Annotated in this window: 20 protein-coding genes; 1 reads left to right on the top strand and 19 read right to left on the bottom strand. The window is 36.9% G+C overall.

Annotated elements, in window-relative coordinates; genetic code table 11:
- Positions 1–384: radical SAM protein (locus J7J33_00310; GenBank protein MCD6167742.1), on the bottom strand; the 384-nt coding region annotated here is incomplete at its 3' end.
- 88 nt (positions 385–472) lie between these two features.
- On the opposite strand from J7J33_00310, the gene J7J33_00305 reads away from it, so the two are divergent.
- Positions 473–934, top strand: coding sequence for an Hsp20/alpha crystallin family protein (locus J7J33_00305; GenBank protein MCD6167741.1), 462 nt, complete (start codon positions 473–475; stop codon positions 932–934).
- Between the two features lie 15 nt (positions 935–949).
- On the opposite strand, the gene J7J33_00300 is transcribed toward J7J33_00305, so the two are convergent.
- From J7J33_00300 to J7J33_00215, 18 genes are all read right to left on the bottom strand, one after another.
- The gene (locus J7J33_00300; protein MCD6167740.1) at positions 950–1,201 is read right to left on the bottom strand and encodes an acyl carrier protein; all 252 of its coding nucleotides are present in this window, start codon (positions 1,199–1,201) and stop codon (positions 950–952) included.
- 36 nt (positions 1,202–1,237) lie between these two features.
- The gene (locus tag J7J33_00295) at positions 1,238–2,155 is read right to left on the bottom strand and encodes a PEGA domain-containing protein (protein MCD6167739.1); all 918 of its coding nucleotides are present in this window, start codon (positions 2,153–2,155) and stop codon (positions 1,238–1,240) included.
- Positions 2,152–2,781: a hypothetical protein gene (locus J7J33_00290; GenBank protein MCD6167738.1), complete on the bottom strand. Its 630-nt coding sequence runs from the start codon at positions 2,779–2,781 to the stop codon at positions 2,152–2,154. Before J7J33_00290 ends, J7J33_00295 begins: the two co-directional genes overlap by 4 nt.
- Positions 2,768–3,340, bottom strand: a complete 573-nt coding sequence (maf, locus tag J7J33_00285) for a septum formation protein Maf (protein MCD6167737.1) — start codon at positions 3,338–3,340, stop codon at positions 2,768–2,770. Before maf ends, J7J33_00290 begins: the two co-directional genes overlap by 14 nt.
- Entirely contained in the window at positions 3,315–3,851 is a 537-nt protein-coding gene (locus tag J7J33_00280) for a Gx transporter family protein (GenBank protein MCD6167736.1), read from the bottom strand. The genes maf and J7J33_00280 overlap by 26 nt, the downstream gene beginning before the upstream one ends.
- Positions 3,835–4,182 (bottom strand): NusG domain II-containing protein, encoded by a 348-nt coding sequence (locus J7J33_00275; protein MCD6167735.1) that lies wholly within the window; start codon positions 4,180–4,182, stop codon positions 3,835–3,837. The genes J7J33_00280 and J7J33_00275 overlap by 17 nt, the downstream gene beginning before the upstream one ends.
- Positions 4,179–5,078: an FAD:protein FMN transferase gene (locus J7J33_00270; GenBank protein ID MCD6167734.1), complete on the bottom strand. Its 900-nt coding sequence runs from the start codon at positions 5,076–5,078 to the stop codon at positions 4,179–4,181. Before J7J33_00270 ends, J7J33_00275 begins: the two co-directional genes overlap by 4 nt.
- Before the next feature lie 47 nt (positions 5,079–5,125).
- Positions 5,126–6,151 (bottom strand): AmmeMemoRadiSam system radical SAM enzyme, encoded by a 1,026-nt coding sequence (gene amrS / locus J7J33_00265; protein MCD6167733.1) that lies wholly within the window; start codon positions 6,149–6,151, stop codon positions 5,126–5,128.
- Positions 6,141–7,538 (bottom strand): NADPH-dependent glutamate synthase, encoded by a 1,398-nt coding sequence (gene gltA, locus J7J33_00260; protein ID MCD6167732.1) that lies wholly within the window; start codon positions 7,536–7,538, stop codon positions 6,141–6,143. The genes amrS and gltA overlap by 11 nt, the downstream gene beginning before the upstream one ends.
- Entirely contained in the window at positions 7,528–8,373 is an 846-nt protein-coding gene (locus J7J33_00255; GenBank protein ID MCD6167731.1) for a sulfide/dihydroorotate dehydrogenase-like FAD/NAD-binding protein, read from the bottom strand. Before J7J33_00255 ends, gltA begins: the two co-directional genes overlap by 11 nt.
- Before the next feature lie 33 nt (positions 8,374–8,406).
- The gene (locus J7J33_00250; protein ID MCD6167730.1) at positions 8,407–9,483 is read right to left on the bottom strand and encodes a lipoate--protein ligase family protein; all 1,077 of its coding nucleotides are present in this window, start codon (positions 9,481–9,483) and stop codon (positions 8,407–8,409) included.
- Entirely contained in the window at positions 9,425–10,126 is a 702-nt protein-coding gene (locus tag J7J33_00245) for a hypothetical protein (GenBank protein MCD6167729.1), read from the bottom strand. The genes J7J33_00250 and J7J33_00245 overlap by 59 nt, the downstream gene beginning before the upstream one ends.
- On the bottom strand, positions 10,119–10,451 hold the full coding sequence (locus J7J33_00240; GenBank protein MCD6167728.1) for a hypothetical protein: 333 nt from the start codon (positions 10,449–10,451) through the stop codon (positions 10,119–10,121). The genes J7J33_00245 and J7J33_00240 overlap by 8 nt, the downstream gene beginning before the upstream one ends.
- Positions 10,452–10,556: 105 nt before the next feature.
- Positions 10,557–10,835: a sulfurtransferase complex subunit TusB gene (gene tusB, locus J7J33_00235; GenBank protein ID MCD6167727.1), complete on the bottom strand. Its 279-nt coding sequence runs from the start codon at positions 10,833–10,835 to the stop codon at positions 10,557–10,559.
- 10 nt (positions 10,836–10,845) lie between these two features.
- Positions 10,846–11,199 carry a DsrE family protein gene (locus tag J7J33_00230; GenBank protein ID MCD6167726.1) on the bottom strand — a complete coding sequence of 118 codons (354 nt, stop codon included), beginning with the start codon at positions 11,197–11,199 and terminating at the stop codon, positions 10,846–10,848.
- Between the two features lie 9 nt (positions 11,200–11,208).
- Positions 11,209–11,562 carry a DsrE family protein gene (locus tag J7J33_00225; protein ID MCD6167725.1) on the bottom strand — a complete coding sequence of 118 codons (354 nt, stop codon included), beginning with the start codon at positions 11,560–11,562 and terminating at the stop codon, positions 11,209–11,211.
- Positions 11,559–12,572, bottom strand: coding sequence for a YeeE/YedE family protein (locus tag J7J33_00220; protein ID MCD6167724.1), 1,014 nt, complete (start codon positions 12,570–12,572; stop codon positions 11,559–11,561). Before J7J33_00220 ends, J7J33_00225 begins: the two co-directional genes overlap by 4 nt.
- Before the next feature lie 13 nt (positions 12,573–12,585).
- The gene (locus J7J33_00215) at positions 12,586–12,837 is read right to left on the bottom strand and encodes a sulfurtransferase TusA family protein (protein ID MCD6167723.1); all 252 of its coding nucleotides are present in this window, start codon (positions 12,835–12,837) and stop codon (positions 12,586–12,588) included.
- Positions 12,838–12,845: the final 8 nt, after the last annotated feature.

Raw genomic sequence — 12,845 nt, 5'->3', positions numbered from 1 at the left:
ATCTATTATATTAAAGGAGAGAATATCTTCTATAACCTCATCCATGTTAAGGAGCGTTGAGTTTGTAAGAAGCACCTGGGGAATGTCTTTTTTTATTTCCCTTATTCTGTCTGATACTTCTTTTATGTTTCTTGCAAGGGTAGGCTCCCCAGCACCTGAAAATGTAATTACTTCAAAATTCTCTCTCAAGTGTTTTTTAAATTCATGAATAATTTTGTCTGTGGGAACGAAGATTGTTCTCTCATTTTCATATATTCCCTCTTTTCCCAATTCACAGTAAATACAGGAAAAGGTGCATATTCTTGGAATCTCTCCAAGAAGATTTATTCCAAGTGATTTTCCAAATCTCCACGACTTTACAGGCCCATAAACTATCTCTTTCATTAAGATAATAATACCACAACCTCTTGACAAATTTTTATAATTTATTATAATAATAATTGAAAAATATAAATCTTCAGGAAAGGAGGTGATGGGTATGGCACTCAGAAGATGGGAACCATGGGACTTTGATGTCTTTCCTGAAATAGAATCACTTCATGAGGAGATAGACAGACTCTTTACTGATTTCCTCTCTCCAAGAAGAAGGAGAGGGAAAGAACCCATGATTTGGCAACCAAGAGTGGACTTATATGAAACTGAGAATGATGTAATACTTAAAGCAGAACTTCCTGGTATAGATAAGAAGGATCTTGAAGTTACAGTAACTGAGGATAGTGTTCATATTAAAGGAGAAAAGAAAGAAGAAACTGAAGTAAAAAAGGAGAATTACTATAGAAAAGAGATATCATTTGGAAGGTTTGAAAGGATTATACCGCTTCCTATAGAGGTAGAACCAGACAAGGCAAATGCTAAATTTGACAAGGGTATTCTTGAAATAAAGATTCCAAAGAAGGAAGAGGCAAAGAAAAAGGTTAAAAAGATTGAACTTTAGGGTGCAGAAAGCACCCTATTTTTTTATTTTTGTTTCAATAAAATTGACCACACTCTCCATATCTGAGAGGGTTTCTAATTCCTCATCCTCAATCTCTATATTAAACTCCTTCTCCACCCTTTCAACAAGTTCAAGGAGGCTCAATGAGTCCATCTCAAGGTCCTTTATAAAATCAGGGTTTTCCTTTCCCTCAAGTCTTCTTCTATTAACATGAACTCCATTTATAAGAATGTCAATTATCTTTTCTCTGATCTCATTTCTGTCCATCGTCCATCCTCCTTTTTTGATCTTAAACTCATTATATCACGGGTTTAATTTCATTAGTTTCACTGTAGGAAGAAAAATTGAACCATCCTTAGGCATCTTTATCTCTGTAATATAAGGTAAGTATCCTTCAAGCTCCAACTTTAATTTATAAGTTTTTTCTGGCACAAGGTTTCTTATCTCAAGTGGCGTTATACCTTTTAAAGTATCATTTAGGTAAACCTTTGCTCCCTCTGGTTCACTGTATATAACCAATGTGTGGTTTATCTCAACAAGTTCAAATTCATACTTATTTATTCCCATATTTACACTTATTGCCTTTGTCAATTCTTCATAACCTAATTTTTTAAGTGTTACCCAATGCTTTCCTAAGGGAACATCATTTATTGAAAGTGGGGTCTCTCCTTTCTCTTCTCCATCAAAGATCACTTTTGCTCTTTTTGGTCTTGATGTTATAATTATATCCCCAAAACCTTCCTCCAGCACCTCACTTATAGACACACCCTCCTCTTTAACTTCAACCTCTCTCTCAATACTTTTGTATCCACTTTTTTTAATCAGGATTTTGTGTTTTCCTATGGTTAAACCATCTATTTTAACAGGAGTAAATCCCCTACTTTCTCCATCCACAAAGACCTCTGCTCCTTCTGGATTTGTCTCTACCTCTATAAAACCAAGGGCTTTTTCGAGATTTGCGATAATGTCTGTTTCCTTTCCTCTCCTTATCTGTATGGTTTTTTTCCATGTTTTGTATCCCTCTCTTTTAACCTCTACAGTGTGTTCTCCCACATCTACACTTATATCTAATGTGGTAACTCCAACCTTAACTCCATCTATGTAAACATCTGATTTGTCAGGGAAAGACTCCACATGCAGTTTACCTTTTCCAGAACCACAAGAGATGAGAAAGAGTGAAATCAAAGTTATGATGGCTAAAATTAAAATTGTTTTTTTCATAATAACTTCTTGTATGGATAGATCTTTATCTCTTCATTCTCAACCAAAGCAACAGAAATGGTATCCCTTCTCTTACTATTTTTATTCTCCAATACAAAATCTCCAATCTGAAGTCTCTCAGGTTTCATTCGGGAGGCTACAACTATGGCATCTTTCCCTGTCTTCTCTCCAGCAAAAACACTTCCCCTTAATGAACCAAAAACAAACAGACTTCCTCCCACTCTTATCTCTCCACCTGGATTGAGATCACCAATAAGTATAAGATTTCCACTAAAACTTATAGACTGACCTGACCTTATTTTCCTCCTAACAACCTTAAAATTTCCTGACCCTGTTCCTTCGGAAAGAGATTCTGGTATCTTTTCGTCTCTTTTCTTTATCTGGAATTCTACAGATATGTCAAATTTATTCTTAAGAAGGGTGGAGATATCCTCCATCTCTTCATCTTTAAGGTCTCCTCCAACAGATATAAATTTAATATTACCCCCTTTAAAAAACTCTTCTCTCTCTGAGAGCTTCTTTTCAAGAGCCTTTAAAATTGTCCTAAACGAATACGATAGGTTAAGGTAAGCAAACACTCCTTCCTTTGTTCCTTTTAGAATCACTGCATTTTTAGGAATTCTCAATTAGAACCTCCTTTAATCTCTTTATAAATTTTACCACAGGAAATCCAACCACTGTAAAATAGCAGCCCTCAATCTTCTCAATAAAAACTGACCCTTTCCCTTGAATAGCGTAGGCACCAGCTTTATCCATTGGTTCACCTGTCTCTATATATTCTATTATCTCACTTTTTCTCAAATCTTTAAACTTAACATATGTCTTAGAAAAACCTTCTCCAGTTTTTCCAGAGACTGTGAAGAAAAAACCTGAATACACCTCGTGCCATTTTCCAGAGAGAAGAGAGAGCACTTCTTCTGCATCTAACCTATTTTTAGGTTTTCCAAGTATTTTCCCTTTGTAAACCACTACTGTATCTCCAGATACAATAACTCCATCTCTCCCTCTGATGGATAGAGCTTTAATTTTTGAATTTTTTATCACCATGTCCAGTGGATTTTCACATATTACTTCCTCTACACAGGGTCTTACAACTTCAACTTTAAAGAAGAGGGATAGAATTTCCCTTCTTCTTGGAGAAGATGAGACAAGCACTATTTTACCAGGGAGTAAGTTTTTCCTCATCCTCAAACTTCTTTACCCTGTTAATTAGAAACTGTGTAATCAATCCTATTATAAATCCGCTCACTCCACCAAAAAACAAGAGCAACGGAAGGTAAAAAAGGAGTAGTTTGTTTAGAGTCATAATGTATATCACCACAAATTGTACTAAATTGTGTGTAATTCCACCAATGATACTTACCCCCTTTATTGAGATTTTCTTATCCCCCATCTTTTTAAAAATAAGCATAAGAATTGCCGCAGAGACAGAACCTGAAAAGCTTAATATAAATTCCAGTGTAAAAATGTTTCCTTTTATAAGGGAGACTATGATAGGTCTTAAAGCTCCTATCAAGATTGCTTCAACCCCTCCAAAGTAGTATAGGGCAAATAGTGTTGCAATATTTGAGAAACCGATCTTTATCCCAGGTGCAAGAAAGAAAAGGAAGGGAGGCTCAACAAGATTCAAAGCGATTCCTGATGCAAGCACCAAAGAGAGTATCGTAAGTTTCCTTATCCTATTCTGAGATTGCATCTAAATCATCTCCTCCAATCCATATAAAAACTCCATTTGGAATGCATATTGCATACTCTCCCTCCTTTGAGATCCATCCCCTCTTTTCACATATCTTTTTCTTACACGGAGAATGAAGAAACCTCGCTTTCCCATCTTTAATTTCTATCTTGGCTTCTCCTATTCTTCCCTTTACAGTTATAATAGTCTCCTGATTTAGGGGATACCTTTTAATTCCAGAGTCTGTTTTTATAAATAGAAATTCTCCCTCTTTTTTATTTAAGAATAAAACAACGGAGATTAAAAGTAAAATGATAATTAATATTAATAAAATCCTATCGTATGGCTTCACGGCACAGTAAGATCCATTGCTCCATTGATGAAATGTTTGTTCAACCCCTCATCAACAATAATTGCTTTAACCTGTGGGTATTTTCCTTTAAGAAACTCCTCTCCCTTTTCTATACCCAACACAAATAGAGTTGTTGATAGAGCATCCCCCAGCATTCCATCTTCGCTTATCACAGTTACCTCAATAACTCCACTCTTTGCTGGTTTCAATGTAGAGGGATCTATTATGTGGTGATACCTTACCCCATCCTTTATGAAGTAGTTTTCATAGTCTCCAGAGGTGGCAACAGTACCACTAAAAATCCTTATCTTTTCAATAATGCCACTCTCTCTTGGGTGTCTTATTCCAATTTTAAATCCCTCATTTTTATCTCCAAAAACGAGTATGTTTCCACCAAGATTCACCACACACCTTTTAACTTTCTCCTTTTCAAGTAGATTTTTGATTAAATCTAAAGCATACCCTTTAACAAGTCCTCCAAAATCAAGTTCTCCATCTATTATCTTTACTCTTTCTCTCTCTTCGTCTATCATAATATTTTTTATATTAGTTCCATTCCTTAACTCTTTCAACTCTTCCTCAGATGGAACTCTATAGTTTCCATCGTAGAATCCCCATGCACTCTCCACCTCGCCAAGAATTGGATCGAAAGCTCCATAAGAAATTTCATTCATGTGAATGGAGAATTTAAGTACATCTATAAACTCCTTATCAACTTTAACCCATTCTCCCTTTTTATTGTTTATTCTGTAAACAATAGATTCTTTATTAAATCTACTAAACTTCCTATCTATGTTATTAAGAATTTTAGAAACTTTGCTGTACACATAAGAATGTGCTGAATCAATGGAGAATGTAAGAAATGTGCCAAGATACAGTCCCTTCTTTGTAACCATATTTGGACTACATGAGGGAAGGAAAGAGACGATGAGAATTACTATAATTATTCCCGAATATTTAAGTCTTCTCCACAAAACTCACACTTCCCATTTTTTACATGATATTCTGAAATTTCATATCCAAGTCTTCTTACAACAAGACTCTTACAGTTAGGGCAGTAGGTGTTTTCGTATGGATGACCAAGGACATTTCCAATATACACAAACTGAAGCCCCACCCTCTCCCCTATCTCTCTTATCTTCTCCAATGTTTTAACAGGCGTTGGAGGAAGATGAGATAGTTTAAGGTAGGGATAGAATCTTGTAATATGCCATGGAGTCTTTTTTCCGAGATTATCCCTTATCCATAGGGCAAGTTCCTCCATTTCCTTTGGTGAATCATTTATTGTGGGGATAACATTGGTTACAATCTCAACATGTATTCCCATCTTCTTTGCCTCTACACTTCTTTCCAGTATATTCTTCACCCCTTTAACACCTGTTATCTTTTTAAAAGAACTTTCCCAGAAAGCCTTTATATCTATACTCATGGCATCAAGATATGGAGAGATAAGCTGGAGTCCTTCAGAGGTTATTGAACCATTTGTAACATAAACAGTGTATAAACCATTCTTCTTTGCAAGTTTTGAACCATCAAGGGTGTATTCAAACCAGATTGTGGGTTCATTGTAGGTGAAGGCAATCCCACCTGCGTTGTAGCGTTGAGCAATTTTTATCAGTTCTTCTGGAGAGATAAGTTTACTCATTGATAGTGTTTCTTCTGTTAACTTTTCATAGGAGATTTCCCAGTTCTGGCAGTGAAGACATCTGAAGTTACATCCCCATGTTCCAAGAGACAGGGCAAGACTCTTTGGATAGAAATGAAAGAGTGGCTTCTTCTCTATTGGGTCAAGGGCAATGGATGAAACAACACCATATATTAAGGTGTATAATTTCCCTCCTTCATTTTTCCTAACGCCACAAAGACCAACCTGACCATCTTTAAGAATACATCTTCTATAACAGAGATTGCATCTTACCCTGTTTTTATCAAGTTTCTCATATAGGAGTGCTTCTCTCTTATACTCCATTTAAATACTTCTCTTTTAGATATCTATCAATATCCTTTGCAGCCTTTTTTCCTGCCCCCATGGCAAGAATTACTGTTGCTGCACCAGTGACAATATCTCCACCAGCCCAAACTCCCTCTCTACTTGTCCTTCCATTCTCATCTGCAATTACAACTCCATGTCTCCCTGTCTTAAGTCCTGTGGTCTTAGCTACAAGTGGATTTGGAACTGTACCTATGGCAACTATAACCATATCCACCTTCATTCTAAACTCACTTCCCGGTATTGGAACAGGTCTTCTTCTTCCAGATTCATCAGATTCACCAAGTTTATTCTTTATAACCTCCATCTCTTTAACCCATCCCTCTTCATCTCCAATGTATCTTACTGGAGTTGTAAGCCAGTGGAATTCTATTCCTTCCTCCTTTGCATGGTGATATTCCTCAAGCCTTGCGGTCATCTCCTTCTCTGTTCTTCTATAAACTATCATTACCTTCTCTGCTCCCATTCTCAGAGCAGTTCTTGCAGCATCCATTGCAACATTTCCTGCCCCTATAACAGCAACTACTTTTCCTCTCTTTATCGGTGTATCGTATTCAGGGAATTTGTAGGCTTTCATAAGGTTAACCCTTGTTAAATACTCATTGGCTGAGTATATTCCAAGAAGATTCTCTCCCGGTATCTTCATAAATCTTGGAGCACCTGCTCCTGTGCCGATGAATATAGCTTTGTATCCCTCCTTGAACAAATCATCCACAGTAACAGTCCTTCCAACCACAACATTACACTGAATTTTTACTCCAAGGTCTTTTATATAGTTAACCTCTCTCTCAACGATGGATTTTGGTAATCTAAATTCAGGAATTCCATATGTAAGAACTCCTCCAGGAAGATGGAGGGATTCGAATATTGTAACATCGTATCCCATCTTTGAAAGATCTGCTGCACATGTAAGCCCTGCGGGTCCTGCTCCAACAACAGCAACTTTTATATTCAATGGTTTTGGTTTCTCGGGGATTTTAATTCCTCTCTTTGCCTCCCAATCCGCAATAAATGCCTCAAGTCTTCCTATGGCAACTGGTTCAAACTTCTTTCCAAGAACACACCTCTCCTCGCACTGTGTTTCCTGCGGACAAACCCTTCCAGTGATTGCAGGAAGGGAGTTCGTGTTTTTCATTATTTTAATTGCTCTATCAAAGTCCCTCTCTCTTATAGCCTTTATAAACCCCGGAATATCCACATTTACAGGACAACCTTCAATACATAGAGGTTTTGGACACTGGAGGCATCTCTCTGCCTCAATTACCGCCTCTTCTTCTGTGTATCCAAATGGGACTTCATTGAAATTCTTTATTCTTTCCTTTGGGTCCTGTTCACGCATAGGAGTCTTTTTTGGTTTAATCTTCATGAATTATTCCCTCCTTATCTTCAAAATGTTCCATCGCCTCTTTCTCCTCTTTTTTGTACATCTTGAGTCTCTCCATGAGAAGGTCAAAGTTTACAAGATGTCCATCAAACTCAGGTCCATCCTGACAGGTGAGTTTTGTCTCTCCACCAACTTCAACTCTACATGCACCACACATTCCTGTTCCATCAACCATTATTGAGTTTAAGCTCACAATGGTTTTTATTTTGTAAGGTCTTGTAACCTCACTCACAAATTTCATCATTATAGGAGGACCAACAGCAGTAACCTGTGCGATTCTTTCTCCACTCTCAATGAGGTCCTTTAATACATCTGTGACAAAACCTTTTCTTCCATAACTTCCATCATCTGTAGCCACAAGGACATCATCGCAGAATTCTCTGAATCTGTCTTCCCAGAAGAGTAGATTCTTACTTCTTGCGCCAAGAATCACTTTAACTTTGTTTCCCACTTTCTTAAAACCCTTTGCAATTGGGTAAACTGGTGCAATTCCAACTCCTCCTCCAACAAGAACAACACTCCCCTCATCATATTTAACTATCTCTGATGGATTACCAAGGGGACCAACAACATCTTTAACACTCTCACCAACCTCTTTTCTTGAAAGAAGATATGTTGTAAGACCAACTGTTTGAAAAACCATAGTTATTTCCTCATCGTTGTAATCTGCTATGGTGAGTGGGATTCTTTCCCCTTTATCATAAACCCTTATTATGAAAAACTGGCCAGGTTTTGCTCTTCTTGCCACATGTGGTGCAACAACTTTCATAAGATAAACTTTTGGTCCAAGTTCCCTTTTTTCAGTTATCTTGAACATATACCGTCCTCCTCTCAACAAAAATCACTAAAATTATAACACATGCTCTCTCTTTATCTCTTTAACAATTTCAATTAGTCCTTCTTTTATATCTTCTGGTATTTTACTTTTCCTTATCCTTTCAATAGATTCATCAAAGCTAAGTCCTTTTATAGACCTTTCAAGAGATGGAATGGCTTCTCTATCCTCCACAAGAAAATCCCCATATATTTTTATGTTTTTTATTACATCCCCAAACTCACCCCTCACAATTATTAAACCACTCTTTACCTTCCTTGTGTAAATTTCCTCAAGTTTTTTCTCCTCTTCAAAAGTCCACTCATAACTCCCGTACTTCTCTCTTGCAAGTTTTTCCATAAGTTCAATTTCTTCTTCCATTAATTTTCCTCTGTAGAGAGAGACATTGAAGTGATCCTTAAATGTTTCAAGAAAAACTCTGTATGCCTCTTCTATCTTGACTTCCCTTGAGATCTCTCTTGAAACAGTTGTTAATGCATCCTTAAGACTTTTAAACTTTTTGTCCGAGAATTTAGGTTTAACAAACTTTAAAACCTTTGATAGAAAATCAAGATCCATGTTAAGGAGGATTGTTCCTGTATGGGAAATGGCGGAACCTATCTTTGTATGGGCAGAGCCAAATATCTTTCTATCCCTCACCACCACATCGTTTATTCCCCTTATTTCTCCCTCTATTCCAAATCTCTTTAAAAAATCTATAACAAATCTTGAAAATTCAAGATACATCTCTCTCTCATCAAGATGAGATATGAATGTTCCCTCCCTAAACAGGACTGTAAACATAAAACTTCCAAGGTCCTGATAGACAGTTCCTCCAAGGTTGTGTCTTCTTACAATTTTAACCCCCATTTTCTTTGCAAATTCAATGTTTACAGTATCTTTTGGATTTTCAAGAAAACCAACAAGAACGCTTCTTTTAACTCTCCTTAACCTGATGGTGTTTGGATAATCTTTATTCTCATCCATTAACCTCATCATTGCCTCTTCAAGGGCATAATGTTTGATGGGATCAGTGATATCATCTTCTATCACTCTAAACTTTTCCACTATAAAACTTACACCTCTCTTTCTTGCACTCCGGATTTTTATCACTGAATTCGCATACTATTTTCCGATTTAGGCCAACATCAAGGTCAAGATACTTCTTTAAATATTTGTCAAGTATCTCAAGACCTATGTATATGCTCTGCTTACAGCATCTTGGGCCACCTTGATCAGCAAGTTCCTTGAGACATTCAGAAACACTTAATAGAGAGATACTTCTTTCCCTGTCACTCATGTATGTGGCTTTAAGAAGAGTTGAGACTGTTGCTCCCACAGCAGCGCAAACTCCACATGTTCCTATGGTTCCACAGACACCATAGGGTATGAATTCAGTTCTATGAATTAGGGCAGCATTTCTCCTTGGATCCCAATTTAGTTTCCCCTGATTTTTTAAAGCTGTAAGAACTACTGGTCCAAGGACAAAATGATACTCCTTTCCAAAGAAGTTAAAGGATGGATGCTTGATTAAAGTGTGAAGAATTTTTAATACATCCTTCTCTTTTGTGTAAGAGAGGTACTTTATTGTAATCTCTTTCTGGTTTAAGAGTCTACACTCTTCGCATATGTAATGTCCATTGGGGCATATCCAATAAGTTTCCTCTTCCTTTCCACAGTATATGCATCTTCCAACTGTATTTTTCTCAACAAGCTCCTCTCCACATATGGGACAAAAGAATTTGATATTACTCATACTTCTCTCCATGCTTTTTTACATACTCTTCAATTGCCTTCAAATCCTCCTCTATATGTTTTCTCACCCTATCAATTGGAGGTGGATTTGTGGAGGCAACCCATCTTCCATCAATAAATATTGATGGAACACCCATAGATTTTAAACTTGCTCTAAAACCTGTTGTTGCCTCATCCGGTATTGGTTGACCCCTGTAGTATATATTTATCTTTATCTTTCCCGGATACTCCTCTGCCATTTGCTCTGCAAGTTCAATCATTCTCCTACATTTAAATGTCGGTGGCGATGCTACATAAAGCTCAATTAAAACCTTTGGTTTTTCCATGACTTTCTCCTCACAATTAAAATTATACACCCATTGGGATTAATGAAGGTTTTGTAATGATAAAAGAGATGAGTAATATTAAACAAGTATGGGGTAGGAGATACCCTACCCCAACACCTTTTGGTCCTTCTCCAGTATAGTTATAAGTTCATCATAAGAGATAAGAGGAACTGTGGTATCCGATTCTTTGTATCCTCTGGATAAGAAATCATCCTTTAATGCAACAATATTAACCTTTTTCTCTTTTAAAGCCCCCATTTTTTCCTTATTTAATAACCAGAAAACACCATTCTGAATTAACACAACTGTATCACCTTCTTTGGATAGATCCATTTTTCTTTCAGCAATTAAATGTCCTAATCCATATTTAACAAAGATAACCATCTCTCTCACCTCACATAAATATTACAAAATCGTTGGAGTGAATAATCTCTTTTGTCTTTTCAAGGGATATAATCTCAGGATTGTATCCTTCATCAATTTCTTTAACTTTGTATTTCTTAAGATCCTCATCAACTACATATATTTTTGTTTCATACTTCTTAAGATACTTCTGGACCATTTTGAGGGAAAGGAGGCCAAGCTTTTTGGGTTCTGTCTCTTTTGCTACCGAAACCACTGCTTCATCCATGAGAAGGATGGAAGGTTCAAGGTCCTCTCCATACATTCCAAAAGCTGTTCTAAATCCTTCATTCACCCAAATAGAGCCACACGGTGATTGATATATTACAAATAATATTCTTTTCATTTCTCCACCTCAAGCCATTAAATTTATAAATACATCAGTTGTTGCAATTAATTCCGCAAGTTCTGGGAGACCGCTCGGATTGGCTCCTTCAATTAACATATCCTGAGTAACTCCTCTATAATCCATACATATTCCACAGATATCAACTCTTAATCCTTTCTTGATAAGTTCCTTTAGCTTTTCAGGTATGTTTCTATCAATTCTTAATGGCTTAACTTTGGAATTTGCGGCGAGAACTGAATCTGAGAACAAAAATAGTCTTACTTCATGCCCCTTGTTTAATGCTGCCTCTATTATCTTTATTGCAGTATCAACATCTTCATAAGTGTACGATGGAACCATAGTTTCAATTGTAATCTTCATTTACTACCTCCATACAATATTGATGACATAAACCAATTACCCAGGATAAAGAATATGCCAGCAACAATAGAACTTAAAGCAAGTTGTGGAATTCCAGAGAAGAAATGTCCTATATTACATCCACTGCCAAGAACTGCACCAAATCCCATACATATTCCACCTATAGTTACCTGCAAGTAAGTTATTCCTCTCCTGGGTACTCTAAATTTAAATTCTTTATAGATAAGAGCAGTTATAAATGCTCCTATCACGATACCCAAAACCTCTGCACCTTCCCAGTTCAGCTTAGCCTTAGTTGCATATCCCATAAGCACATTTATCCATCCACCAGTAATACCCATAGGATATGGTCTTCCAGATAAAGTACTTGTCCAGAAACCAAACATTGCTACAGGTAGAAGGAGGATTCCTATCATCTGCCAGCTCAACTTACTATCCGGTCTCTTAGTTGTCTTAGTGAAAAACAGATAAGCAATTATTATCACGAACACAATGATGCCTATAATCCAAGGATTTATGTGAAGAAGAGTTGCAAGAGTTGGACCAATTTTTCCTTTGCTATCGGCAAGATAGAGAGAACTTGTAGAGGGCACTTTTGTGGTATATTTTGAAACTGCCTTTAAGATGGGACTGAAAATACCCTTTTTTGTTGCCCATGCTGTAAGTCCATAAAATAAGAGTGCAAGCCATGATGTAGTATTTCCTTCTCCTACCCTATAGGTTGTTCCACTGGCACATCCACCTGCAAGGACCATACCTATTCCAAATATGAATGGACCTACAATGTTTCCTATTATGTTGAATGGTTTTGGATTTAAATGAACCCATCCCATCTGTGCCATGAATAGAAAGGCAATTATCTCAAGAGCAATGGCAAACATTATGGCTTTGAAAAGGAAGTTATCTTTAAGAAGCTTTAGATCTCTGAAAGCAGAGTTAAAGCAGACTCTTCCTCTCTGTAAAACTGCTCCAAATGCTACTCCTGTGATAATTCCTAAAATTACCTCCATTTAACACCTCCCTTTACTCTTTCTTACCACCCACTTTGATTAGAATCCTCCATTCACTGGGTCCTATCTCTTCAATTTTTAAAACCTCATGCCCTTCCCTCTCTGCAGTTGCTGGTATTCTCTCCTTCGAAAGTGGATAATCAATTAATACCTCAAGAATCTCTCCTGGTTTCATACTTTTTAAAGCCCTTTTTGTGTCTACATCTGGAACAGGGCAAACCTCTCCTCTTTCATCAATCGTTTTTGTTGGTTTTAATTCCTCCATCTTTTACC

The sequence above is a fragment of the Caldisericia bacterium genome, from assembly GCA_021158845.1.
Classification (GTDB): Bacteria; Caldisericota; Caldisericia; order B22-G15; family B22-G15; genus B22-G15.
Note: the sequence above shows the minus strand (reverse complement) of the source record. Positions and strands in the feature narration are given on the sequence as shown.